At 62.5% G+C, this 25,002-nt stretch carries 18 protein-coding genes; all 18 read right to left on the reverse strand.

Features of this window, described 5'->3' with window-relative positions; genetic code table 11:
* Positions 1-3 precede the first annotated feature (3 nt).
* Entirely contained in the window at positions 4-1,455 is a 1,452-nt protein-coding gene (locus AC3WJW_RS27750) for an NAD-dependent succinate-semialdehyde dehydrogenase (RefSeq protein WP_493728212.1), read from the reverse strand.
* A gap of 146 nt (positions 1,456-1,601) precedes the next feature.
* Entirely contained in the window at positions 1,602-2,087 is a 486-nt protein-coding gene (locus AC3WJW_RS27755; RefSeq protein WP_007978701.1) for a flavin reductase family protein, read from the reverse strand.
* A gap of 12 nt (positions 2,088-2,099) precedes the next feature.
* Entirely contained in the window at positions 2,100-3,581 is a 1,482-nt protein-coding gene (locus tag AC3WJW_RS27760; protein WP_493728213.1) for an aldehyde dehydrogenase, read from the reverse strand.
* Positions 3,578-4,411: an alpha/beta fold hydrolase gene (locus tag AC3WJW_RS27765; RefSeq protein WP_007978706.1), complete on the reverse strand. Its 834-nt coding sequence runs from the start codon at positions 4,409-4,411 to the stop codon at positions 3,578-3,580. Before AC3WJW_RS27765 ends, AC3WJW_RS27760 begins: the two co-directional genes overlap by 4 nt.
* Positions 4,412-4,455: 44 nt before the next feature.
* Positions 4,456-5,046, reverse strand: coding sequence for an amino acid synthesis family protein (locus AC3WJW_RS27770; RefSeq protein WP_007978708.1), 591 nt, complete (start codon positions 5,044-5,046; stop codon positions 4,456-4,458).
* Between the two features lie 458 nt (positions 5,047-5,504).
* On the reverse strand, positions 5,505-6,590 hold the full coding sequence (gene tssA / locus AC3WJW_RS27775) for a type VI secretion system protein TssA (protein ID WP_493728214.1): 1,086 nt from the start codon (positions 6,588-6,590) through the stop codon (positions 5,505-5,507).
* A gap of 94 nt (positions 6,591-6,684) precedes the next feature.
* Positions 6,685-7,203 (reverse strand): Hcp family type VI secretion system effector, encoded by a 519-nt coding sequence (locus tag AC3WJW_RS27780; RefSeq protein WP_428605106.1) that lies wholly within the window; start codon positions 7,201-7,203, stop codon positions 6,685-6,687.
* A gap of 163 nt (positions 7,204-7,366) precedes the next feature.
* Entirely contained in the window at positions 7,367-9,841 is a 2,475-nt protein-coding gene (tssM, locus tag AC3WJW_RS27785) for a type VI secretion system membrane subunit TssM (RefSeq protein WP_493728215.1), read from the reverse strand.
* Positions 9,838-10,764 carry a type VI secretion system-associated protein TagF gene (tagF, locus tag AC3WJW_RS27790; RefSeq protein ID WP_493728216.1) on the reverse strand — a complete coding sequence of 309 codons (927 nt, stop codon included), beginning with the start codon at positions 10,762-10,764 and terminating at the stop codon, positions 9,838-9,840. Before tagF ends, tssM begins: the two co-directional genes overlap by 4 nt.
* A gap of 31 nt (positions 10,765-10,795) precedes the next feature.
* Complete coding sequence (locus tag AC3WJW_RS27795) at positions 10,796-14,668, reverse strand: type VI secretion protein IcmF/TssM N-terminal domain-containing protein (RefSeq protein ID WP_493728217.1); 3,873 nt, start codon at positions 14,666-14,668, stop codon at positions 10,796-10,798.
* 30 nt (positions 14,669-14,698) lie between these two features.
* Positions 14,699-15,412, reverse strand: coding sequence for a type IVB secretion system protein IcmH/DotU (icmH, locus tag AC3WJW_RS27800; RefSeq protein ID WP_102701748.1), 714 nt, complete (start codon positions 15,410-15,412; stop codon positions 14,699-14,701).
* Positions 15,409-16,752: a type VI secretion system baseplate subunit TssK gene (gene tssK / locus AC3WJW_RS27805; RefSeq protein WP_007978722.1), complete on the reverse strand. Its 1,344-nt coding sequence runs from the start codon at positions 16,750-16,752 to the stop codon at positions 15,409-15,411. Before tssK ends, icmH begins: the two co-directional genes overlap by 4 nt.
* Entirely contained in the window at positions 16,749-17,495 is a 747-nt protein-coding gene (gene tssJ / locus AC3WJW_RS27810; protein ID WP_493728218.1) for a type VI secretion system lipoprotein TssJ, read from the reverse strand. The genes tssK and tssJ overlap by 4 nt, the downstream gene beginning before the upstream one ends.
* 23 nt (positions 17,496-17,518) lie before the next feature.
* Positions 17,519-20,122: a type VI secretion system ATPase TssH gene (tssH, locus tag AC3WJW_RS27815; protein ID WP_493728219.1), complete on the reverse strand. Its 2,604-nt coding sequence runs from the start codon at positions 20,120-20,122 to the stop codon at positions 17,519-17,521.
* Complete coding sequence (gene tssG / locus AC3WJW_RS27820) at positions 20,119-21,189, reverse strand: type VI secretion system baseplate subunit TssG (RefSeq protein ID WP_493728220.1); 1,071 nt, start codon at positions 21,187-21,189, stop codon at positions 20,119-20,121. The genes tssH and tssG overlap by 4 nt, the downstream gene beginning before the upstream one ends.
* Positions 21,153-22,985 (reverse strand): type VI secretion system baseplate subunit TssF, encoded by a 1,833-nt coding sequence (gene tssF / locus AC3WJW_RS27825; protein ID WP_493728221.1) that lies wholly within the window; start codon positions 22,983-22,985, stop codon positions 21,153-21,155. Before tssF ends, tssG begins: the two co-directional genes overlap by 37 nt.
* Positions 22,985-23,467: a type VI secretion system baseplate subunit TssE gene (tssE, locus tag AC3WJW_RS27830; protein WP_102701753.1), complete on the reverse strand. Its 483-nt coding sequence runs from the start codon at positions 23,465-23,467 to the stop codon at positions 22,985-22,987. Before tssE ends, tssF begins: the two co-directional genes overlap by 1 nt.
* Positions 23,468-23,492: 25 nt before the next feature.
* Entirely contained in the window at positions 23,493-24,995 is a 1,503-nt protein-coding gene (tssC, locus tag AC3WJW_RS27835; protein ID WP_007978737.1) for a type VI secretion system contractile sheath large subunit, read from the reverse strand.
* Positions 24,996-25,002: the final 7 nt, after the last annotated feature.

Here is a 25,002-nt window from a genome sequence, read left to right on the forward strand (position 1 = left end):
GGCTCAAAGGCCGCCCATCAAGGTGTATTTGAGTTCCAGGTAATCCTCGATGCCGTACTTCGAGCCTTCACGGCCCAGCCCCGAGGACTTGATGCCGCCAAACGGCGCGACTTCGGTGGAAATCAGCCCTTCGTTGATCCCGACCATGCCGTACTCCAGCGCCTCGCTCATGCGCCAAGCGCGGCCCAGGTCGCGGGTGTAGCAGTAGGCGGCGAGGCCGAATTCGGTGTCGTTGGCCATCTCGATGGCCTGGGCCTCGGTGTCGAAACGGAACACCGCCGCCAGCGGACCGAAGGTTTCATCGCGGGCGACTTTCATCTGTGGGGTGACGCCTGTGACCACGGTCGGCTGGAAGAAGCCGTTGCCCAGCGCATGGCGTTCGCCGCCGCACAGCAATCGTGCACCCTGGGCCAGGGCGTCTTGCACGTGCTCTTCGACCTTGGCCACGGCACGCTCGTTGATCAGCGGGCCCTGGGTGACGCCTTCTTCGAAACCGCTGCCGACCTTGAGCTGCGAAACCCGTTCGGCAAGGCGTGCGACAAAGGCATCGTGGATGCCGGCCTGCACCAGGAAGCGATTGACGCAGACGCAGGTCTGCCCGGCGTTGCGGAATTTGGCGATCAACGCACCGTCGACGGCTCGCTCCAGATCGGCGTCGTCGAAGACAATGAACGGCGCGTTGCCGCCCAGCTCCAGCGAGACTTTTTTAAGCGTCGGCGCGCACTGGGCCATCAACAGTTTGCCGATGGCGGTGGAGCCGGTGAACGACAGTTTGCGCACCAGAGGGCTGCTGGTCAGCTCGCCACCGATGGCGATGGCGTCGCCGGTGATCACGTTGAAAATACCCGCTGGAATGCCGGCCTGTTCCGCCAGCGCAGCCATGGCCAGTGCCGAGAACGGCGTTTCCGGAGCCGGTTTGACGATGCACGGACAACCGGCGGCCAGCGCCGGGCCGGCCTTGCGGGTGATCATCGCCGCCGGGAAATTCCACGGCGTGATGGCCGCGACCACACCAATCGGCTCCTTGCTGACCACGATGCGCGCATCGCCCTTGTGGCTGGGAATGGTGTCGCCGTAGATGCGCTTGGCTTCCTCGGCGAACCACTCGATGAAGCTCGCGGCGTAGAGGATTTCGCCCTTGGCTTCGGCCAGTGGCTTGCCTTGTTCGAGGGTGAGAATTTCCGCCAGGGCGTCGGCATTTTCCAGCATCAGGGCATGCCAGCGCTTGAGCGCATTGCTGCGCTCTTTGGCGGTCAGCGCGCGCCAGGCCGGCCAGGCCTTGTTGGCGGCCTCGATGGCCAGGCGCGCATGCCCGGCGCCGAGGTTCGGCACCCGACCGATCAACTCGCCGGTGGCCGGGTTGAAGATGTCCTGTTGCGCACCATCGGGCGCCTCCAGCCATTGGCCATTGATGTAGGCCTGCTGGCGGAACAGTAACGAGGCTGCTGGGCTCATGCCGGCTCCTGACAAAAAAAGAATATGCACCGCGGTACCTGTGGGAGCGAGCTTGCTCGCGATAGCGGACTGACATTCAACATCTATGTCACTGATACACCGTCATCGCGAGCAAGCTCGCTCCCACAGGGTTTTGTGGTGAATCATCAAGCCAGGGCAGGCAGCGGGCCCAGCTTGCCTTTGTGGTAGATCATCGGCGTCACCGGTTGCTCGGGCAGGATCAGGTTCTTCACCGCGCCGACGATGATCGCGTGATCACCGCCGTCGTATTCGCGCCACAGTTCGCACTCGATGATCGCCGTCGCCTTGGCCAGGATCGGGTTGCCCCGTTCGCTCAGGTGCCACTCGATGCCTTTGGCCTTGTCCTTGCCTTTGCCGGCGAAGGCATAGGCTTCGGCGGTCTGCTCGGCGGACAGCAAATGAATCGCGAACTGCTTGCTGTCGCGCAGCACCGGGTAGGTGTCGGAGCCGTAGTTGGGGCAGAACAGCACCAGTGCCGGGTCGATCGACAACGCACTGAAGGCGCTGGCGGTGATGCCGACGATGCCGCCGTCCGGGTCCAGGGTGGTGACCACCGTGACTCCGGACGGGAACGAGCTCATCACGTCTTTGTAAATGCCGGGTTCGATCATTTTCCAGGACTCCTAGCGCATCACGAAGGGATCAGGCATCGGTGCCTGGGACAGGTTGATCCACACGGTTTTCAGCTCGGTGTAGGCCAGCACCGAATCGATGCCGCTTTCGCGTCCATAGCCGCTGTTCTTGAATCCGCCGATCGGCGCCATGGCCGAGACCGCGCGGTAGGTGTTGACCCAGATGATCCCCGAACGCACGTCCCGGGCCAGGCGGTGGGCACGGCCCAGGTCGCGGGTCCAGATGCCGGCGGCGAGGCCGAACTGCGAGTCGTTGGCGATCGCCAGGGCTTCGGCTTCGTCCTTGAAACGGATGACCGAAGCCACCGGGCCAAAGACTTCTTCCTGCATGATCTTCATCGAGTTGCGGTCGCACTCGAACAGCGTCGGTTCGTAGAACCAGCCGTCGCCCAGATTCTGCGGACGCTTGCCGCCCAGGCGCAGGCGCGCACCTTCGGCAATGGCATCGGCCACCAGGCCTTCGACCACCGCCAGTTGCTGCGCGGTGGCCATCGGGCCCATTTCGCTGCTGTCTTCCTGGGGGTTGCCGATGCGGATGCGCTGGGCGCGTTCCACCAGGCGAGCGACGAACTCGTCGTAGATTTCATCCTGCACCAGCAGGCGCGAACCGGAGACGCAGCTCTGCCCGGAAGCGGCATAGATCCCGGCGATGGCGCCGTTGATCGCGCTGTCGAGGTCGGCGTCGGCGAAGATGATATTCGGCGATTTGCCGCCCAGTTCCAGCGACAGTTTGGCGAAGTTCTCCGCGCTGCTGCGCACCACATGCCGCGCCGTGGCCGCGCCGCCGGTGAAGGCGATCTTGCGGATCAGCGGATGGCGGGTGAGGGCGGCGCCGGTGCTTGGGCCATAACCGGTGACGACGTTGACCACCCCCGGCGGAATCCCGGCTTCCAGGGCCAGGCGCGCCAGTTCGAGGATAGTCGCCGAGGCGTGCTCCGACGGCTTGATCACGATGGTGTTGCCCGCGGCGAGGGCCGGAGCGAGCTTGATCGCGGTCAGGTACAGCGGGCTGTTCCACGGGATGATCGCGGCAACCACACCCATGGCTTCGTGCACGGTGTAGGCAAACAGGTCCGGCTTGTCCAGCGGCAGGGTGCCGCCTTCGAGCTTGTCCGCCAGGCCTGCGGTGTAGTGGAAGAACTCCGGCAGATAACCCACCTGGCCACGGGTTTCGCGGATCAGCTTGCCGTTGTCGCGGCTTTCCAGCTGCGCCAGTTGTTCCTTGTTCTCGGCGATCAGGTCGCCCAGGCGTCGCAGCAGTTTGCCGCGAGCGGTGGCGGTCAAACCGCGCCAGGCCGGGCTGTCGAAAGCGGTCTGCGCTGCCTGCACGGCGCGCTCGACATCGGCTTCGTCGGCATCGGGCAATTCGGCCCAAGGTTCGGCCAGTGCCGGGTTGAGGCTTTCGAAGGTCTTGCCGGACAGGGCATCGACCCATTCACCGCCGATGCACATCTGGAAGCGTGCGAGTGTCATGCAACGATCCCCTTGATCTGGTTTTGTTGGGAGTGCGCGGCCTGCAGAAACTCCAGCAACAGCTGGTTGACCAGGCGCGGCGATTCTACGGGCATCATATGCCGTTGCTCGGCGAGGACGGCAACGGTCGCACCGGGAATGCGTTCGGCCAGTTGCCGGGCCATTTCCGGGGTCGAGCCGGGGTCCAGTTCGCCGGTGGCGATCAGCGTCGGCACGCGGATGCTGCCCAGGTCGTCGGCGCGGTACATGTCCTGGGTGGCGAACAGTTCATAGGTGGTCAGGTAACCCTGAGGGTCATTGCCGGCCAGGGTCTGGCGGATCGCGGCGATCTGCGCCGGGTTCGCGGCCTGGTATTCGCGGCTGAACCAGCGCGACAGCGCCGCTTCGGCGTTGGCGTCCGGCCCGTGTTCGGCAGCCTGGCTGGTGCGGGCGATGACCCCCGCGCGCTGTTCGGCGCTGCGGTTGAACACGCTGTTGAGCACCACCAGGCCTTCCAGGCGTTGCGCGTAGTGCAGGGCAAACGCCCGCGCCACCAGCCCGCCCATGGAAAAGCCGATCACCGTTGCCTTGGGCAATTGCAGGTGGTCGAGCAGCTCCAGCAACTGGTCGGCATAGCCGAGCAGCGGTGTGCCACTCTCTGGCCGCGGACTGGCGCCATGGCCGAGCATGTCGTAGGCGATGACGCGGTACTTCGTGGCCAGGCCAACGATCTGGCCGCCCCACATTTCTTTGTTCAGGCCCACGCCGTGGATCAAGACCACGGGCTGGCCTTGGCCGGTCGCCAGGTAACTGGTGCCAGCCGGGGTGAGTTCAGCGGTGAGCCGAATCATGGAGCGCTCCTGCAATGCCTTCTTGTTGTCGTTCTACCGGCCGGTTACTGGGCTTTTTCGGCGGCCAGTTCTTCCAGGTCGATGTAGCGGTTGCCGATGCGCGGGTGCAGGCGGCCGCCGTCGGCGCAACCCAGGACCACGACGATTTCGTCGGCACGCGGGGCGTCTTCGATCTGCATTTCCAGGGTGATGTAGTGCGAACGCAGGCCTTCGTCGTCCTTGTGCATCATCGGGATCTGGATCGAAGTGCCCGGGCCGCCGCGCTTGTTGGTGAAGCTCAGGTAGCTCTTGGCCTTGACCGCTTCGCGGTAGTGGTTGCCGAAGCGCAGGGTGTGGATCACCGCCGAAGCGTGCTCGATTTCGCCATCGGCACCGACCACCGCAGCCTTGCCATAAGCCTCGATCTTCTCGGCGCCGCCGATGATGCCCACCAGACGCTCGACCATCAGTGCGCCGAGGTCGGAGCAGTTGGCGCGGATCTGTGGTTTCAGGTCTTCGACGAAACCGTTGCCCAGCCAGGGGTTTTTCATCACCACGGCCAGACCGACCATGGTCACGGGCTTATCGGTGGCTTTGCCGCCTTCAATAAAGGTTTCTTCGACATAGCTGACGATCTTGCGGATTTCGAAACTCATGAGCTGCTCCGTAGAGGTTTTGGGTGTCTGTGCGTCTGATGGTATACCATAATACCGGAAGCACAAGTCCCCGAACGGAGTTTCTGGCTGGATGGCGTGCAAAAGTGTGCGCCACCGGTCGCAGCGGACAAACGGCAGGTGCGGGTTTACGTCGCGTGGGGGGAGTTGTTCAGGAGGGGACGAATACTTTATCTGTGGCGAGGGAGCTTGCTCCCGCGGGGCCCTCCAGTGCGAAGCTGCCAAAAAAGGTTCTTCACGGAGAAAACAGATCTGTAGGAGCTGCCGAAGGCTGCGATCTTTTGATCTTGATTTTGCTTTTGCGATCTGGAGATTGCTGAAGATCAAGATCAAAAGATCGCAGCCTTCGGCAGCTCCTACAGGGGAACGCGTGCACCACCAAACAACGAGGCCGAGCGTTAGCTCGCCTCGCGGTGAACGTCAGGGGCAAGAACCCTTGGTTACTTGGTCCCCAGCACATCACGGATGTTGTCCACCACATTGCTGTCCTTGATCACATCATTCAGCCAGCCCTCGAGCGGCATGTTGCCCCATTTGATCGCGCGTTCGATCAGGTAGGGGACAGGGCTCTGGGGTTCGGTCTGCTTGAAGAATTGCGCGATACCCGCCAGCAGGGTGAACGCCTCGTCGCGGGTCTGTGGCGTGGTGCGCAGCGGCGTGACTGGAAGGTCTTGTTGGGTCTGGGTCATTGCAGCACCTGTGGGTTGTACTCCAGCGCTTTCGGAAACGGCCGGGGTGGGCGCGGCAGGGGCCGGGTTCAGTTCGATGCCGCGATCCTTGAGCAGTTTCTCGGCCAGTTGGCCGGCGCGGGACAGCACGTCATGGAGCCCGGCAAAACTCGGCGCGTCATGGCCGAACAGCCTGTCGGCCGTGTTCTGCAGACGTTGGCATGCGTTGAGGCTGGCGGCTATTTCGCCGGCCTTCAGGCGCAGGTGATCGGAGTCGGTCAGCACCACTGAGCGCTGGAACACCTCGGCGTTGATCTTGCCTTCGTCGAGGGCGGCTCGCATGGCCTGGGGGTTCTGCAACCCAAGGTTTTCCACGTGCCGGGATTCGTCATAGCGCAGCAGGCCGTACTGTAGGCCCTGGGTGATGGGCAGTCCGCCCACCACATCCGCCAGCGACGTTTTCATCCATGCCAGGCGGGCAGCGCGTTCATCGACCCCATCCTCGAGGGACGGGAAGAGGTCGGTCCAGAAATTGTCCAGTATGCGTTCGGCCAGGGTCAGGCCGAAGGTGATACCGGTGAAATGGTACTTGTGCGCCAGGGCTTCGCTGAGCCAGGCGACGAGCATCAGGTCCTTGCTCTGGCGAGTCAGGCCCTGTGCAGCCAGGGTGAGGGTCAGGTCCCAGTCGGATGACTTCAGGTCGGTTTGCCAGTCACCCTGGGTCAGGTAATCGGGGTCTGCTCGCCGTGCTTCTTTCACCTGATCGAACAAGGTGGAAAAGCTCAGGTCTTCGCCGCTCCCCTCGTTGATGGGCGCTGTCAGTTCGGCCAGCGAAAGGTCGTTGAGAAATTCAGACATGGGAAACTCTGATCAGGCTAAAAGAACACCGTGCCCGCCAGGCAGGCACGGTGCTGAAAACGAGCCGCTTGCGCGGCCCGTCGTTACCACGGTGTTATGCGAAAACCTTGTTCGCGGTGCGGTCCCAGCCACCGGTGACGTTACCGCCGCCCTGGCCATCTGCACGGCTCTGCTGGGTGTAGGTGGTCTTGATGCGAGCGAAGTTGAAGCTGATTTCTTCGATCGGCAGATCGCCAACGGCTTTGTCTTCACCGTTCTGGCTGCCGCCGGCGACCGCTTTCACGGAAGACACCACGACTTCTTCCAGGTTGATGGTCAGGTAGGTCACCTTGTCGCCACCGGCGCGGTTCACGTTCAACTGGATCTTGGAGATGTGAGTGCCTTTGCAGCAGGCTTCGAACAGCTTGGCAGAAGCCTTGTCCACGGCTTTGCGGATGCTGAAGTCGCTCAACGCAACACGCTCCGACGAAGCACCGCCCGACGAACTGGCCGTCGCGGAAGTCGCTTGGGTGGCGCCGTACTCGTAGCCCAGCACTTCGATCCAATCCTTGTGTTTGTCGTCCAGAACTTCACCTGGAATGCCGTCGATCTGGATGTATGCGTCAAATGCCATTTCTATTTTCTCCTTACCTTCATTTAAAGGGAGGCGACTTGCGAGCAAGTCACAGCCCTTCGCTTTAACCTCTTTGAAACGATCAAGAGAGGTGTCTTATGCCGGCCCGGGCCTCTCGTCGAGATCACCCGGATGCCGGTATTTCTTCACAAGGCGCGCCTGCTCAGTTGAGTGCCCGCACTTCGATTTCTACCCGCCGGTTAGGCTCCAGGCATTGAATCAGCCGGGCCCTGGGTTGCTGCATGTCGCACTTGACCAGGGGCTTGGTGCTGCCTTCGCCGATCGCTTCCACCAGCTCGCCGGGTACGCCTTTGCCCACCAGGTAGGTCTTGATGGTTTGCGCCCGCTGTTTGGACACCTGCAGGTTGCCCTGGGGATCGCCGAGTTGATCGGCGTGCCCGGCGATGATGATTTTTCCGATGTTGGGGGTGCTGAGCAGCTTGCCGGCGATCGCACTCAGCTGGCTTTGCCCTTCAGTCTTCAGGCTCTGGAAATCCGCACGGGCGAAGGCGAACAGGGTGTCCGACTCCAGCGTGATGGTTTCGATCGAGCGTAACGACTGGGTCAGCAGGCTGTTGATGTAGTTGCGCGAGCTGGAGATCAGGAACGCGTTGTCGAGGATCCGCGGCACGTCCGGTTCGTGGATCTGGTCGCTGTAGAAATTGATCTGGCGGCTGGCGAACTCATAGTCCGAGGCGGCGACACTGGCGTTGCCGACCTGACGGGCAATCGCCGGGTACCAGTAATCCGGGATTTTCGCTTTCAGGAACCCGGGGTCGGCCTTTTCACGCTGGGCACGCGACAGCATGACGTAGGTGTCCAGCGTCGCCTTGCCGAAACCGGCGATGGACTGCGCCCGGTTGTCATTGGGCAGTGCCTTGGGTTCGACGCTGTCCACGCCGGTCACGGGCATCAACTCTTTGGCGTTGCGCTGATAGACCTTGAGGGTGGTCAGCAAATACAGCGAACGGGTCAGGTTGTCGGCCGTGGGCTTGAGCATCACGCTTTCCAGGCGCTCGAAATAGCGGCTGCGCACCAGTGGCTCGACCTTGTGGCCTTGATAGAGCCCCAGGCGCAGGCGCAGCGGCACGCCCTGGTCGTGGTGTTGCGCATAGTAGTGCGCAGTCCAGAAGCGCAGGCGATCCAGGGTTTGCCAGGCGGTGTATTGCCCAGTGGCCGAGTGATCGTCGGCGGCGGCCTGGGTCAGTTCTGTGGACAGGCTCTGCAGGGTGTTCTTGTTGTTGACGTACGACCAGCCCAACAGGCTGCACAGCAACATAGCGACCAGTCCGGCACCGCCGATCCAGGCGGCCCTGCGCCGACGCTCCCGGTGATTGGTGGTGTACAGCGCCACCAGGTGCTGGTCGGGAATGATGACCTTGCGGAACAGACTGTTGATGAACAACGGGCGCGGCTGCACATTGCCGTCGGCGATCTCCCGGTCACCTTCCAGCGAAAAGCGCTCTGTCACCTGGCGTGCATGTCCGCCCAGTTCCGGCTGGTCGGCATCGAGGGCGCTGGTGAAATAGAAGCCGCGCAGCAGTTCTGCACTCTGATAAGGGTTGGCGCGCAGCAGGGCATCGACGAACAGTTGAAGCCGTGGCTTGAGGGCCGCCAGTTCCAGCGGGAAACGGTACACCGCCGAATCCTGCCGGGTGATCTGGATGTCCTGCGTGACCAGTTGCTGGCTCGCCACCTGTTGCCAATAGCTGACCAGTTCGTCCATCGCGACGCCGAAGCGCTGTCCCCAGTCGGCCTGCTCATAGCCTTTGTGGGAAAAGGTCTTGCCCATCACTTCGCCACGGGCGGTCTCGTCCAGTTGGCGATAGAAGGGCGCGAAGCCCGGCACCAGGTCGCACTTGGTGAACACCAGGTAGACCGGCAGGCGCACTTCCAGCAAGGCATGGGTTTCCTGGATGCGTTCGCGCAGGCGCTTGGCGATGCGCTCCTGATCTTCGAGCGAGGCTTGCAGGATGTCGTGGATGCTCACCGTGACGATCAGGCCATTGAGCGGCCGGCGCTGGCGATGCTGGCGCAGCAGTTGCAGGAACGCGCGCCATTTGCCGGCCTCTTCCTGGTTGTTCATGTAGCGCCCGGCGGTGTCCAGAAGCACGGCCTCGGAGCTGAAGAACCAGTCGCAATTGCGCGTGCCACCCAGACCGGCGACCCGCACGCCTTCGCGCTCGGCGTAAGGGAAATTGAGTCCCGACTGGTAGAGCATGGTGCTCTTGCCTGCCGCGGGCTGGCCGACCACCAGGTACCAGGGCAGGGCATACAGCGCATCCTTGGGGTTGCTGCCCCGTGGTTTGTTGCTGTGCAAGCGCTCGATGCTCTGCAACAGGCGCTCGCGCAACAGGCTGACTTCCTCGCGGTCCGCCGGGCTCGCGTTCAACACGGCCTGGTCGGCATCCTCGCGCAGCAGTCCTTCGAGGTTGTGATGCCGGGACACGCCGCGATAAAGCAGCAGTACATAGCCTGCCGACAGTCCCAGGAACACACCGATGCCGGTCAACAGGCTGTTGAGCGAACTGAAGCCGAACGCGCGCCCGATGCCCCACACCACGAAGATCGTGAGGAAAAAGCACACCCCCAGGATGTAGGGCTGATAGCGCAAGAAGTAATACTTGATCTTGTTCATACGGACTTCGAATCCAGGGCATCGACAAAACGGTCGATAACGTCACCCAGAGGGCGGTCGATTTCGGGAAAGGCGTGTGTGCGGTGGTGCTCGTCAAAGGCATCGAATGACGCCAGCACGTCGTAGCTCCGCGAGCGTTCGTGGATGCCGGTCAGCAGGCGATAGGCATCGCTGGTATTGCGTGAGGCAAAGCAGATCAGCCGGGGGCGCATGAAGTCGTCCGCCAGCAGGTTGATCTGCGGCACGGCGCGTTCGGGTGTCATTTGCGTCAGCCAGGTGACCCACAAATCGGCGGTCGGGTTTTTCAACCCCCGTTCCGCCGGCAAGGGCAGGGTGATGCCGATCGGCGTGGCCTGATCGAGGTGCCTTCTCAGGGCCTGGAGTCGGGTCAGCACGGCGTTGGTGACGAATTCCGGGTAGGTGCCCTGCAGCGCGCAGGCGATGTCGCCCAGGTTGAAGTTCACCAGGAACTTGTCATGCACGCGCCGGAACAACTCGAAGTCCTGTCCTTGCAACGGGCGCAGGGCCTTGATGCGTTCGAACAGCACCGAAGTGCTTTCGCCCTGGACCGCCATGTGCAGCAGCGGCCTGATCTGCCCGCTGAACAGTTCGCCCAGGGTGAACGGATTGACCAGCGGTTCGGCTTCGCTGGCCTTGAGCGTCTGGAAAATGAAAAACGGGTAGCGCCGTCCACTCGAATCCCTCGAGCTGATCAACCCACCCAGCAACCAGTTGCCGCTGCGCGCGCGATAGCTGAAAAAGCACACCGGCAAAGCGTCGAACAACGCTCGCCAGTCTTCGCGATGCTGCAGGGCGGCCAGCGCCCCTTGCAGCCAGCTATCGAACTCGCAGACCTCGTCGCCCGCACCTTGCAGGCTGACGAAGTCCGGGCTCGCGGGGACCTTGCCGAAGCAGCCGATCATTGGCCGGTTCCCGGGTTCAAGGTTCGACGGCTCACAGCGCTTGACCTTCTTTGGCGTTGAGCGCGCTCAAGGCCTTGACGTTGGCCAGGTCGGTCAACTTGACGCCACCGTAGTTGCGCACGGCGAGGCTGACCGGGCCACTGCCGGTGTTCCAGCTGAAGCGTTGCTGGATGCCGTCCAGATCGCTGACCCGTGCGCTGTCGTTCATGCGCAGCAGGCCCCAGCGGCCCGGGTAGTCGAACACCGTGATGCGCTCGCCGGTCAGGGTCACCACATCCAGGCGTGCGCCCGGCGTGGTGGTGGTGCCCGGCCAGGAGAAGCGGCTCCAGCTGGTCTTGCCGTTGCGGTAGTGCTGCACCTGGCCATCGAGGGTGAAGATGATGTCGGTCAGGTTGGCGGAGGGCTCGAGCATGATCTCGAAGCCGTTGTCGCGGTCCGACAGGCTGGCGATCACCTGGCCCAACGAACTGGCCTTGTCGATGCTGTTGACCATGTTCGGGTTGACCAGCGGCGTTGCCTTGCTGTTGCTGCTCATCCCCAGGCCTTCGCCGCCCGACAGGTTGCCGATTTCGTTGCGTTTGAAGTTCGGCAGCAGCCCGGACTCCGGGTCGACGAAACGCTGCAGGTCCTTGACCGAAGCTTCATTGCGGCTGCCTGGCGCAATCGGGTAACGGTGCGCCATGACCTGCTCCCACGGCTTGGCGATCTGCTGTGCCCAGGCCTTGGCAATCTGCTGGCCGGCCGGGTCGCGCAGGGTTTCCCAGGCAAACTGGATCGGCAGGCTGAACAGGCCCTGCAACGATTCGGACAGGCCACCCTGGCTGGTGTCGACGGTGGTCTCGACATAGTTGCGCACGCTGGTCACTTCGCTTGGCAGCCCTTCGAGGGTTTCGCTGATCAGTTGCTTGCTGCTCTTGCCAACGTCCTGGGAGCGCTGGATGTTGTTCATCCGCACCTTGAGCTTGCGCAAGGCCGCGAGGTAGCGGTCCATGATCGTGCTGTCGGCGCCTTCGGCGTTTTGCACGGCGAACACCCGCGACACAGGCTCGAAGCGCTTCGCCAGGCTGCCGTCATCGACCGCCGGCAGAGGCGAAATCAGCGCGCTGGGCGACGTGTTCTTGCCATCGAAAATCCCGCTGACGCTGCTCCAGAAGCCGTCATCGGGTTTGCCGCCCGCCGGCAGTGTTTCCCGGGGGGCCGGGACATCCCATTGGGTGTTGTCGTTGACCGCCGCCAGGAGGATTTTCACCGGCGAGTTCTGCACGTCGCTGAGCAGGGCCAGCTGTTGGGTCGCGTTGGCCATGTCGGTGAAATGGCGAACACCGACGCTGTCGATCAGGGTGTACCAGGCCTGGGTGTAGTCGCGCTTGTAGCGCGTCATGAACTCGCGGATGAAATTGGCTTTCTGCACGATGCTGTCGCCGCCTTCGCCGTCGAGCACCCAGTCCGATTCGTTCTGCAGGTTGCCCGACACCAGCTTGATCAGCTCAGGCTTGACGAACTGTTCCCAGCCCTGGCGGGTGAAAATCGCCGGCACCGCCTCGGTGCCGTACAGCAACTGCCGGCCGGGCAGCGGCACCAGGTCGCTCAAGCCCACGGCCGGGAACTGACGGCTGGATTCGAGTTGCAGGCGCAGGTATTCACGGTCCACCAGCGAGCTGGAAATCATGAAGGACTTCAGGCTGTTGCGGGTTTCGCTGATGAGTTGCTCGTTACGCGACAAGGACGGTGCCTGGCCATTCTTGAGCAATTGCACGTAGACCGGCGAGTTGTCCTGGATCACCGCCGTGCTGACAGGATTGTCGGCACTGGCGGTATTGGCCCAGGCCACCGGCAACGCAGCGCCGACGAACTCCGGGTCCGGGTGGGTGCCGGGTTGCGTCAGCATCAGGTAGAGCTTCAGTGCGTTATAGGACTCGATGATGGACGCGACTTGTCGCTCATCCAGTCGCCCGAGCATTTCCTCGGACAACGACAGTCCGCCGGTGGTCGCCGACAAATCCGCGGCATCGCTGGCCGTGGCCGGGTTGCGCAGTGCTGCCAGCGCTTCGCCGCGTGCCTTGTTGGCCGCGCCCTTGGCCGCGCCGCTCAGGCGACTGGCCGCCTCACCGGTACTGCGCGGCAAGCCGTTCAGGCGGGTGGGCAGCTTCAGGCCTTGGGCACGGCCTTTGGCAGCGTCGGCCTTGGACGACGCCGAGGCAAAGCTGTTCTGCGGGTCCATGGTTTTGGCGAACTCATTGAAGGCGCGCATCTGCAATTGCAGTTGCAAGGTGACGGGTTCCAGCGCCTGGGTACGCAGTTGTTGCAGATAGGCGGCTTGCGCGACGCGGTAGATATCGTCACCGCGATACAGGCCAGCGCCCAACTGCAACGGCACGCCTTTGGCACGGTTCTTCTCGATGGCCGAGAGCTGCTCGCGCAACAGCTCCAGGCCTTGGCCCGAGGCGAGCAACCCGGCACGGTCCGGGGACTGTTGCAGCTCGCTCAGTTGCTCGCGCAACGTCGCCAGCCACTGACGGTTGTTCTGGAACGACAGGGCTTGCCAGCCAATGAACGCGACGCCGGCCAGTACCGCCAGACCCAGAAGGGCAGGGCTGACGGAGGTGTTCTTGCCAAGGCGCGACTGATAAAGGGTCAGGTCGCGGTCCGGGAAGATCACCCGGCGGAACGTATCGGTAATGAAATAGCTGCGGTCGCTGATTTTCTTGCCGGTGCTTTGCTCCGATTGCTCATGTTCCGGTTGCAGGGCGAACGACTCGGCCAGGTCGTCTTCATACACCTGGCCCAACTGCTGGTCGGTCTGCAGGGCGCTGGTGAAATACAGCCCGCGCAGCAACAGCGGCGCACCGCTGCGACCGGTCTCGGCGAAGTGCTGGAGAAACTGCTCCAGCACCCCGGACAGTTCGGCGAAATAGTTCGGGAAGTTCAGCAGTGCGCTGTTGGCATCGGCACCCAGCGCAATCATCTGGGCGTCGACGTGACGGCGAATATGCTTGTGCAGGTTGGCCAGCTTGGCATCCAGCACCGGGCGCAGGCCCTGGTTGCGGATCTCGGACAAACCGAAGGTCATGCCCAGCGGTTGCTGGCGTTCGTTCAGGTCCAGGCCCTCGAACGCCTGGCTGAAGCCCGGCAGCTGATCGGTCTTGCTCAGCATCAGGTAGATCGGTGGACTGGCGTCCAGGCAAGCGTTGTATTCCTCGATGCGCGACACCAGTTGCGCGGCGAGTTCGTTGCGCTCGGCCGCACTGCATGCCAGCAGTTCAGGCAGGCTCACCACCAGCACCAGACCGTTGACGGCGGCCTTGCTGCGTTGCTTTTTCAGCATGCGCAGGAAGGCGGCGAACTCGCTGGCCGACGGGTCGTCGCGCAGGTAACGGCCGGCCGTATCGATCATCACGGCCTCGGGGCTGAAATACCAATCGCAATGTTGGGTGCCGCTTTCGGTGTCGTTGGCGCTGCTGGCAATGCTTGCGGAAAGGCCCGAGCGGGTCAGCAATGAGGTCTTGCCCGCCGCGGACATGCCGATGACCAGGTACCACGGCAAATCGTAAAGTGCCGACGAGCCGCCGCCACCGGCCGAGCGGTCGGTGCGCAGCATCGCAATCGCGTGCTTGAGGCGTTCGCGCAGCACCTGCTGATCGCGGAACTCACCGGTGGATTTGAGCGAACGATCGACTTCGATCTGCACCAGGTTTTCAAGGTTGTGCTCGGCCCGGATACGCTTGTACTGACGCAGCACAATGATCAGCAGGTAGAAGGCGCTGACGATCGCCATCGCCTCCGGCGCATAACCGCGCAGCCAGATCACATGCGGCGCGACGAACCAGCAGACCGCCAGGCTCGCCAGCCACAGGGCGGGAACGAGGAACCAAAAGCTTTTCAACAAACGCAATAATGTCTTCATGTCTTCCTGACTCGGTTACCTGACCTGTGCTCAGGCACTGAACAGCTGGCTGATTTGTTCGGACAACGCGGCTACGTCCTTGGCCAGCAACCAGTCCAGCGTCAGGTAGACACCTGCGCAGACCAGCGCAATCAGCGCCAGGTAGAGCCAGAGGGGAACTTCATGGCGCAGCATTTGCGAGACCTGGTCGGGCAACGCCCAGTCAGGCGAGAGGGCCTTGGGCGTCTTGCGATAACGCGCGATGTCCTGGCCCAGGGTATTGGCCAGGTAACGCAGCTGATCCTTTTGCCCGAGGCTGAACTTGCCTTCGAAACCCAGGGCCAGGCACAGGTGGTAGACCTCGAGCACATCGAGGTGCTGTTTGACGTCGCCCCGCAGGGCATCGATTTTTTCGAAGAAGCCTTCGCCGGCCAGGTGCACGCCGAAATAGCGGAACTGCAGCGGCTGCAATTCAAAATGCCGGCGCAACTCGTTGTCCCCGGAGCGCAACACGCTTTCATCGAGGAACGCACACAGGGCGTACTGGGTGTCCTTCACCTGTTCGACGCTGTAGTTGGCGCTGCGGGCATCGCGCTCCAGTGCCTTGAAGAAGGTGTCGACACTGGCCTCGAAGGCGCTGACCGACGTCACTTGCCGGCCCTTGCGCACGATCAGCGCCATGCTGATGAAGTCTTGCACCAGGTCTTTGAGCGTCGGTTTTTCACGGGCGGCCGCAACGGCGCCTTGCAGTACGGCTTCGGTCATTTGAGTACCGCCATCAGTTCAAGCTTGAGGTTGGTGAAGGCGCTGGGCGCGTAGAAAGAGATGGCCTGGGCACTCATCATTCGTTCATACACCCGGCCATGGGGCTCGATGGAGAAGTAGTGATTGTCCAGTCGCACCGGAATCGCATTGGGCAGGCGGGTCGAGTGATTGAGGGTGACGCCGGGCATGGCGCTGTTGACCACCACTTCGATGTCTTCCGGCGAGCCGACCTTGAACGCCCGTGGCACCAGCTCCAGCAGGCTTGCGCCCGGCATGTCGGCGTGCACGGAGATGTAGAAGTCCGCCTCGGCCAGCCGTGGGTCGTGCAACTGCCCTTGCCAGTAAGAGGGTTTGGTCTGGGTCAGGTTGATCACCACACACTGGTTCGGCACGACGTTGTCGAGCAGCACGCGAATCATTTCATCGAGCTTGACCAGCGAGGCCGCCGGGTCGTGGTGGTCGTATTCGGGGATGTCGTTGAGCTGCGTATCCAGCGAGAACGTCAGCAAGCCGCCGGCGAGTTCGGCCAGGAACAGATACAAGCGCTCGGGGTGCAGGCGCGGATGCGCGAGCAGGTGCGCCAGGCTCGGGTGGGCACGGTTCACCGTGTTCAACAGCCAGAACAGGGTCACGTCGCTGGAGCCAAATTCGGCAATCTGGTCCGCGCGCTCGCGACGCCGACCCGACAACGCCTTGCTCTTGGATTGCAGGGCGCCGAGCAAACGCTTGCCCAGTCCGACCAGGGTGTCGTGGGTGCCCAGGTGCAGCGTCGGGTGCACGAAATGCCCGTCGAGGTTGAAGCCGCCGATGTTGTTGCGCGACAGCCGGGCAATCGGGCACCAGGTGTAGCCATCGAGGTTGTCGCCGTCGATCAGCATCACCACGTTCAGGCGCAGGCTGGTGATTTCGTTTTCCAGGTCGCCTTCGTTGAGGTCCGGCAAGGTGTCGAACTGCTTGCGAAAGCGCCGCCCGGTCTTCTGCTCCTGACCGTCTTCGACGTAATTGAGGCCGAATGGCTCGGGCAGTTTCAGCGCGGCGTAGACCTTCAGGTCGTTACCCTTGAGCAGGTCCTTCAGGTCACGGGCCGCCGGCAGCGGGTCGTGCTGCGGTGCGTCGAACAGGCTGCCGTCGGGAAACACCAGCTTCAGGCGCTTGAGCTGCAGGGAACCGGTGGCAAGGGCTTCCTCGTCCACTTCGAGCAACTGCACGCCCCAGTGAAAAGGCGTGTTGCGCAGGGTCGCCTGCGCCAGCTGATGCTGGTGGAACTCATCCTGATACTGGAAGTGTTGTGGCAAAAGGAACATGCCTTCGGACCACATCACCCGGCTTTGCTTACTCATTGAGCGCTTTCCAATAATGAATTCAATTTCGATTCCACGGCTTTTTCCGCGGAGGCACTCGCCTGGTCCTGGGCTTTCTGTACCACGGCGTCCTGCACGCGCTCGGTCAGCGTGGGTTCGGCCGGTTGCTCAGCGGCTTTGGCCAGTTGTTCCTGGGTCTTGGGTTTATCGAGGACATCGACACCACTGACGGCAGACACCGTGTTGTTGTCCACCAGCACACGCAAGCCGTCGGAGGAGAACCAGATGCCGTCCTTGCGCAGGGAGTTGGCGTCGAACGCGACCTTCCAGCGGCTGTTCTCGTCGTTGCGGAAGAAAGCCGCGACGCCGACATAGCCCGCCGCCTTGTTCAGCGGCCACTTGTCGACTTGCCCCATGCCCGGCAACAAGGTGATTTCGCGGTTTTCGATCAGGGTATTGCCGAGGGCCTTTTGCGGGTCGTCCCACAGCGAGTCGGCATCCACCGACGCAAAGCGTTCCAGCGACGTCAGCTGGTACACCCGCAGCACCACCGAAAGCGGCTTGCCAGCCGCGTCGGGGTTGAGCTGGTTGCCGCCGTCGGACGTCAGGATGACCTTCTCGTTATCCTCGAACAGCATGTCGCCGGCCCAGGTGTTGTCGACCCGCTTGCCGACCCGGTCGGTGACGCCGCAGGCGCTGAGTACCGTCATCATCGCCACCGCCGTGAGGCATTTGGCCAACGTCGTCCTTGCGGGACGCTTCCCTGAATATTTCTTGTCCATGACCACTACCTGTTAATGCTCGATCAGCTCAGGCGATAGGCGAAATCGCCGTCGCTGCCCAACTCGATGTTCAAACTCTGAATCGGTTTGTCCTGCGCCATGCGCTCCAGCACCCGTTGGGCCAGTTCCGGCATCAGGGTCTGGGACAAAATGTTGTCGATGTTGCGGGCGCCGCTGTCGACCTCGGTGCAGCGCGAGGCAATCGCCTTGACCAGTGCTTCGTCATAGCTCAACTGCGCTTGATGATTGCGCTCGAAGCGCTGGCGAATGCGCGCAAGCTTGAGCGCGACGATGCGCTCGAGAATCGCGTCCTTGACCGGGTAGTAGGGAACGATGGTCAGGCGGCCGAGGAAGGCCGGCTTGAACACCTGGTTCAACTCGTCTCGCAGCCCTTCGACGATGTCCTGCGGCGTCGGTTGCGGCTGAGCATTGAGGCACCACTGCATGATGCGGTCGGTGCCGGTGTTGGACGTGAGGATGATCACGGTATTACGGAAGTTGATCTCGCGACCTTCGCCGTCATCCAGCACGCCTTTGTCGAACACCTGGAAAAACAGCTCGAGCACGTCCGGGTGGGCTTTCTCCACTTCATCAAGCAGCACCACGCTGTACGGCTTGCGTCGCACCGCCTCGGTCAGCACGCCGCCCTCGCCATAGCCGACGTAGCCCGGTGGCGAACCCTTGAGGCTGGAGACGGTGTGGGCTTCCTGGTACTCGGACATGTTGATGGTGATGACGTTGCGCTCGCCGCCGTACAGGGTGTCGGCCAGTGCCAGTGCGGTTTCGGTCTTGCCGACGCCGCTCGGGCCGAGCAGCAGGAACACGCCGATCGGTTTGTTCGGGTCTTCCATGCGCGCGCGGGAAATCTTGATGCGCTTGCCGATTTCGTGCAGTGCGTGGTCCTGGCCGAGCACCCGTTCGCCCAGCAACGCCGGCAGGCGCTGCACGGTTTCGATTTCGTCGCGCAGCATCTTGCCCAGCGGAATGCCGGTCCAGCCGGAAATCACTTCGCCGATGGTCCCGCCATCCACCAGGGCATGCACCAGCGGTTGCTCACCCTGGACGCTGGCCAGTTCGGCGCGCACCGCGGCAATCTCCTGGGCATCCGGTGTCTGATTCTCCGGGTGGCTGAGGGCACCGAGTTTTTCCACCAGTTGCAGTTCGCGTTGCCACTGTTGTTCGAGGGCGTCGCGGGTCTGCTGTGCGCTTTGCAGTTCGGTATTGAGGGCGGTCAGGCGCCGGGCGTGGTCGCTGCCTTTGGCGGCTTCCTGCTGCAGTACCGCGATTTCCGCCTGCAGGTTGTCGATCTGGCGTTTGCAGTCTTCCAGCGGTCCCGGCTGCGCCGATTGACCGAGGGCCACCCGGGCGCAGGCAGTGTCCAGCACGCTGACGGCCTTGTCCGGCAACTGGCGGCCGGTGATGTAGCGATTGGACAGGCGCACCGCTTGCACCAGCGCTTCGTCCATCACCGTGACCTTGTGATGCTCCTGCATCTTGGCCAGCAGGCCGCGCAGCATGTGGATCGCCTTGTCTTCGTCCGGCTCTTCGACCTTTACCACCTGGAAGCGTCGCGCCAGTGCGGCATCTTTCTCGAAGTACTTCTTGTACTCGGCCCAGGTGGTCGCGGCGATGGTGCGCAGTTCGCCCCGGGCCAGGGCTGGCTTGAGCAGGTTGGCGGCATCGTTCTGCCCGGCCTGGCCACCCGAGCCGATCAGGGTGTGCGCTTCGTCGATGAACAGAATGATCGGGTGCAGGCTGCGCTTGGTTTCTTCGATCACCGACTTGAGACGGTTTTCGAATTCGCCCTTCACGCCGGCACCGGCCTGCAACAAGCCCAGGTCCAGGGTGTGGATGGCGACGCCCTTGAGCACGGACGGTACGTCGCCCTGGATGATGCGCAGGGCCAGGCCTTCGACCACGGCGGTTTTGCCGACGCCGGCTTCACCGGTGAGGATCGGGTTGTTCTGGCGGCGGCGGGTGAGGATGTCGACCATCTGCCGCACCTCGAACTCCCGGCCCAGCACCGGGTCGATCCGGCCTTCGCGAGCGCTTTGCGTGAGGTTGATGGTGTATTGATCGAGGGCCGGGGTCTTGCCGTTGCCTTTTACCGTGCCGGCGCTGGCGACGTCGGACGTGCCCAGCGGTTTGGCCTGTTTCGACTCGGCGCTGCTGTCCACCAGCGCGCCGAGGTTGACGCGCAAGTCGTCGGCGTTGATTTTCTCAAGCTCGGCGGCGCTGGCGACCACCACGCGGCGCAGTTCGTCGTCATCGAGCAAGGCTTGCAACAGATGACCGGTGCGGATCTGCGCCTGGCCGAACTCGATCGAGGCCAGGACCCACGCCTGTTCGATCATGCGGGTCAGGTGCGGCGACAGCGCCGGCGTGCGTGTATTGCCTTTCTTGAACGTCCCCAGTGCGGTCACCAGCTGCGCCTGCAAGCGTTCAGGCACCACGTCGTAATGACGCAGGATGGCCGGCAGGTCGTTGTCGTGGCTGTCGAGCAGCTGCAACAACAGGTGCTCGATTTCGACATCGTAATGGTGTTCCGACAGGCACAAGGCGGCGGCGCTTTCAGTGGCGGCGCGGCTGGTGTCGTTGAGCTTGGCAAACAGGGACTTCAGGTTCACAGGGAGACCCCATCAAAAGGAATGTGGAAGAGGGCACAACGGGATGGCTCGACGTCGGCGTCCGGGCGCTTGAGCCAGCCGAGCCAGCCCAGCGAAACGTTGCCTTGACGCCCCAGGCGGGCAACGGGCACGGCCTGGGGTTTGAGCCTGGGCGCGAACTGGAAGTCGAGTTCGGCACCGACATAGAAACGCACCAGTTCCACCAGTTTCCGGTAGTCCTCGGTGCCTGGCTGGAAGCGTTGATAGTCGGCCAGCTCCAGTGGACCCATCTCGATGCGCACGCACGACTGGTAGTCCCAGACCCGGTTGCCGGCGACGGCGCTTTGCCCGAGCACGGCGTTCTTGCGCCCCAGTTGCGTGCATTGGCCGGCGTCGAGTTTCAGCCAGCGACCGGCAAACGGCTTGACCTTGAACGGCAGCGAAAAATAAAAAGACAGCATCGCTTCCAGGTTCAGGGCGTTGCGTGGTTTCTGGGCGAACAGGCCGGAGAAATAGCTGAACAGTTCGCGGCGCAGGGGCGAGCCTTGCTGGTCGAATTTCTGCTTCTGCGCCTCGGGGCCGAAACCCACCAGGTTCAGCAGGTAGCGATCGAAATCCGAAGTTCCGTTGCGTTCGTACTCGATGTAGAACTTGTACTTTTGCCAGGCCTCGTAGAACAGCGTGGTCATGCGGTGCGAAAAGATGTCGAGGAAGGCATGGGCCGCGTCATCGCGGTACTGGACGTGCCGCTCGATCAGCAGCTCGGTGTACGGTCGCGGCAACACACCCGAGGGCCCGACCAGGCCCATGAAGGTGACTTGCATCTCGGACAGCGGCAGGCCGGCCACGGACACCTTGCCTTCGCGCTCGAACTGCAGATCGCTGACTTCACTGGCCGGGAAGTTGAGCGACAGCTGCGAGCGAAAACGCAGAGGGTCTTCGTGCGGTCGGGTTTCCAGGTCCATGCGCCCGGTTCTGCTGTAATGCAGGCGAAGCAGGCGCACCAATTGGAAAAACTCGAATCGGTGCGGCTCAGCCCTTGCCTGGTCGATCAGACCAGGGGTTGATCGCCGGTTCGCGGTGGCCATTGGACGACTCTCTTTTCGCGCTGCAAGGTGCGAAGGGTTAATTGGGTAAAACTGTTCATGGTGCAGTACTGACCAAAGAAGTGATCGAGCACCATGCCGAACAGGAACACACCGCTGCCGGTGTATTGGCTTTCATCGAAATTGAGGGTGATGCCGACGCCGCGCACGAAGTTCGGCCGCGGGTGGCCGATGCGTGCCACCACCGGCTCGCTGCTCACCGAGACGATGCCGTTGATCTGTTTGCGCAGTGCCGACAGGTTGCGGTAGTTGTAGAGCGACAACAGCTCCAGCAGCACTTCGCGACCACGGGACACCAGCGACATATGGTTCAGCGACAGGTGCGAAATCAGCCGCCAGATCACGCCGTTGCCCAGCGGCACGCGAGCGGTGGCGGTGGGCTTGCGCAGGCAACGGATGTCCTTGATCACCGAGTTGCCCGGGATAGTGAAATCGCCGCGCTCGCCACCGAAAGGCAGCATCAGCGGCAGGTCGCGGTTGCTGCAGGTCAGGCGGATGCTCAACGTATCGTTGTTGGCCTCCATCAGCCCCAGTTCTCGATCGACCACCCGGATAAACACGTTCGAGCCATCGCGCTGGCCGGTCTGTACGGCTCGACGCCGGGCAATCCAGAAGCTCTGGCCCGGACCCTGATCGCCACGGGGCTCGAAAAACGGATGGCAAGTGCCCACCTGGTCGATGCTGCCCACCTTGCGCACGCGTCGTACGCGATCGATGGACACCACTTCGGCCGAGCCTTGCAGGCGCACATCCGGCGTCACCGCATACTCGTGCTGGGCGTGGGTCAACTTGATCGGCTCGGCCTGCTGGCGGAACAGGTTGATGATCGGCGTGCAGTTGAGCTTGAAGTTGTTGCGCCCGATGTTCTGCGTCAGGCGCGCCAGGCGGTCGCTCAGGTCGTAGTCGGAAAAGTAGAAATTGACCTCGACTTTCTCGACGTCCTTGCCCGCCAGAATCCGTGCAAAGCCCGACAGGTCGAAGAACATGAACTTGTCGGGGAAGGTGAAGTACTCGTGCAGCAGGCGGTAACCGAGGAACGAGCGCTCCGAGTAATCCACCAGGCCTTCGTCCAGGCCATAACCGACGGTTTTCAGCGCGTTGGCCGGCAAGGCGACTTCGCGGGTGCGGCCCTGATCTTCGAAGCTCAGCGTGGCCTTGGCCAGGTTGTTGAACAGCAGTTCGTACAGTTGCAGCATCAACGTGCTTTCGCCGTCGAGGAAGAACCGCAGGCGGTCCAGTTCCAGCTTGCCGAACATCACGTCGCCGGTCGCCACCAGGCCGATGCGCAAGCGCGCGACCAGGTCGGCGCTGTGACCGTTGAACGCCGAACGTTCCATCTCGATGAACGATGCCTGTTGCACCGCCACCGGCCACAGCTCGACCGGGTAGCAGGTGCGGAATTTACACACCACCCCATCGATCGGGTTGGCACTGATTTCGGTATGCCGGGGCACACGGAAGGCTTCGGTGACTTTTTCCTGCTTGCCCAGGTTGAACTCGACGATCGACATCGACGGGGTAGGGCGCAGGTAGTGCGGGTACAGCACTTCGAGAAACGACTCGACGATTTCCGGCAGTTCGTCATCGAGTTTTTTGTGTACGCGTGCAGACAGGAACGAGAAGGCTTCGATCAAGCGCTCGGTATGCGGGTCTTCGCAGTTATCGCCCTCGATGAGCAACCGCGAAGCGATTTTCGGATACTGGCTCGCGAACTCCTGGCCCAAAAAGCGCAGGTGCGACAGTTCCTTTTCGTAATAGGGCAGCAGATCGTCGAGCATCAGTTGAGGTTCTGCACTTTGTATTCCTGGGTGTTGACCTGCAGCACCGCGTCGAAGGACACCTGACGGGTGACGTCCTGCAGGCGCAGGACCGCGTCCACGCGAAAGGTCAGCATGCGTTGGCCGGTCTGTTGGGCAAGCAGTTGGACTTTGACGCTGCGAAAGCGCCGGTCGCCGACCGAGATCGCCTTCTCCAGTTGCCGCTGGATCAACAGGCGATCCTTGGGGTCAAGCACGCTGCGACTGGTGAAATCCGGCATGCCGTAGTCGAGGATGGTCCCGCCCAGATTGACGAAACCTTCCAGCTCGTTGGCGACCAGAGACTGGCGGGTGTTGACCAGGATCTCCAGGTCGCGAACGATGCTGGCCTTGTAATCGGCCAGCGAACACAAGCGCTGCGATGACGCTTCGATGGACTGATGCGGACGATCGTCCAGCAACCGGTCCAGCAGTGATGGCAACAGCTTGTGTTGACTACTCATATTGCCTCCCTGGCAATGTGCTCGATCAGCCGCGGGTCGATTGCGGCAATTCAGCCACCAGGCGCAACGAAGCGGTGAGCTCGTCCAGTTGGTAGTGCGGGCGCAGGTAGGTCACGGCCTTGTACACCCCCGGCTTGCCCGGCACTTCGAACACCTCGGCGCGGGCTTCGCGCAACGGGAACTTGGCCTTGGCTTCCTGGCTCGCGGTGTCGTCCAGCAACACGTAGCTCGACAGCCACTTGTTGAGGAACAGCTCGACGTCCTTGCGCGAGGCGAAGCTGCCGATCTTGTCGCGCATGATCGCCTTCATGTAGTGGGCGATGCGCGAGGTGGCGAAGATGTACTGCAACTGCGCGGAAAGCCGGGCGTTGGCGTTGGCGATGTCGGTGTTGTACTGCTTCTGCTTCTGCGCCGACTGGGTGCCGAAGAACGCGGCGTAGTCCGTGCCCTTGCAGTGCACCAGCGGAATGAAGCCGAGGTCCGACAGCTCTTTTTCACGGCGGTCGGTGATGGCGATCTCGGTCGGGCACTTGAGGGCGATTTCACCGTCATCGGTCTTGAACGTGTGGGTCGGCAGGCCTTCCACCAGGCCGCCACCCTCGACGCCACGAATCGCCACGCACCAGCCGTAACGGGAAAACGCATCGGTGACCCGGGTGCCCAGCGCGTAGGCGGCGTTCATCCACAGGTACTTGTTGTGGTCGCGTCCGTCGACGCTTTCGACAAAGTTGAATTCCTCGACCGGCGTGGTATCCGGGCCGTAAGGCAGGCGACCGAGCACGTGGGGCAGGGTCAGGCCGACATAACGCGAGTCTTCGGAGGCACGGAAGGACTTCCACTTGGCGTATTCGACGGTGTCGAAAATCTTCGCCAGATCCCGTGGGCCGGACATGTCGGTGAACGAATCCCAGCCAAACAGCTCAGGCGAAGCCGCCGAGATGAACGGCGCATGGGCGGCCGCGGCGACGTGGGAGATCTCTTCGAGCAGGTACATGTCTTCCGGGCTGCGGTTGAACTCGTAGTCACCCAGCAGCATGCCGAACGGTGCACCGCCGAAGGTGCCGTATTCTTCTTCGTAGATCTTCTTGAACAGCGCGCTCTGGTCGAATTCGGAAGCGGCCTTGAGGTCGCGCACCAGGTCTTTCTTCGACGCGTTGAGCAAGTGGATCTTCAGCGTGGTGCTGGTCTCGGTCTGGTCCACCTGATACTTCAGGCCGCGCCAGGAGGCTTCCAGCTGCTGGAACTCACTGGCGTGCATGATTTCGTTCATCTGCTCGGAGAGCATCGCGTCGATCTCGGCGATGCGCGCATCGAGCACGGCGATCAGGTCCTTGCTCGGCGTCATTTCGCCTTCCAGGATCTGGTTGACCAGTTCGCCGATCAGGTCGCGGGTACGGGTGCGTTCAGTCTCGGAACGGGCCACGCGGCTTTCGGAAATGATGCTGTCGAGCAACGAGGATTGCGCGGTGAAGCTGTCCACTTCAACCAGCGTGCTGTCCTGTTGAGTCACGGTTTGCTTGTCGTTCATCGTCAGG

The organism is Pseudomonas sp. GW821-FHT07G06 (genome assembly GCF_058986625.1).

Bases quoted from the DNA above. Each gene is read 5' to 3' on its own strand.
- AC3WJW_RS27750 (WP_493728212.1), bottom strand. From the start codon at position 1,455: ATGAGCCCAGCAGCCTCGTTACTGTTCCGCCAGCAGGCCTACATCAAT.
- AC3WJW_RS27755 (WP_007978701.1), bottom strand. From the start codon at position 2,087: ATGATCGAACCCGGCATTTACAAAGACGTGATGAGCTCGTTCCCGTCC.
- AC3WJW_RS27760 (WP_493728213.1), bottom strand. From the start codon at position 3,581: ATGACACTCGCACGCTTCCAGATGTGCATCGGCGGTGAATGGGTCGAT.
- AC3WJW_RS27765 (WP_007978706.1), bottom strand. From the start codon at position 4,411: ATGATTCGGCTCACCGCTGAACTCACCCCGGCTGGCACCAGTTACCTG.
- AC3WJW_RS27770 (WP_007978708.1), bottom strand. From the start codon at position 5,046: ATGAGTTTCGAAATCCGCAAGATCGTCAGCTATGTCGAAGAAACCTTT.
- tssA (WP_493728214.1), bottom strand. From the start codon at position 6,590: ATGTCTGAATTTCTCAACGACCTTTCGCTGGCCGAACTGACAGCGCCC.
- AC3WJW_RS27780 (WP_428605106.1), bottom strand. From the start codon at position 7,203: ATGGCATTTGACGCATACATCCAGATCGACGGCATTCCAGGTGAAGTT.
- tssM (WP_493728215.1), bottom strand. From the start codon at position 9,841: ATGAACAAGATCAAGTATTACTTCTTGCGCTATCAGCCCTACATCCTG.
- tagF (WP_493728216.1), bottom strand. From the start codon at position 10,764: ATGATCGGCTGCTTCGGCAAGGTCCCCGCGAGCCCGGACTTCGTCAGC.
- AC3WJW_RS27795 (WP_493728217.1), bottom strand. From the start codon at position 14,668: ATGAAGACATTATTGCGTTTGTTGAAAAGCTTTTGGTTCCTCGTTCCC.
- icmH (WP_102701748.1), bottom strand. From the start codon at position 15,412: ATGACCGAAGCCGTACTGCAAGGCGCCGTTGCGGCCGCCCGTGAAAAA.
- tssK (WP_007978722.1), bottom strand. From the start codon at position 16,752: ATGAGTAAGCAAAGCCGGGTGATGTGGTCCGAAGGCATGTTCCTTTTG.
- tssJ (WP_493728218.1), bottom strand. From the start codon at position 17,495: ATGGACAAGAAATATTCAGGGAAGCGTCCCGCAAGGACGACGTTGGCC.
- tssG (WP_493728220.1), bottom strand. From the start codon at position 21,189: ATGGCCACCGCGAACCGGCGATCAACCCCTGGTCTGATCGACCAGGCA.
- tssF (WP_493728221.1), bottom strand. From the start codon at position 22,985: ATGCTCGACGATCTGCTGCCCTATTACGAAAAGGAACTGTCGCACCTG.
- tssE (WP_102701753.1), bottom strand. From the start codon at position 23,467: ATGAGTAGTCAACACAAGCTGTTGCCATCACTGCTGGACCGGTTGCTG.
- tssC (WP_007978737.1), bottom strand. From the start codon at position 24,995: ATGAACGACAAGCAAACCGTGACTCAACAGGACAGCACGCTGGTTGAA.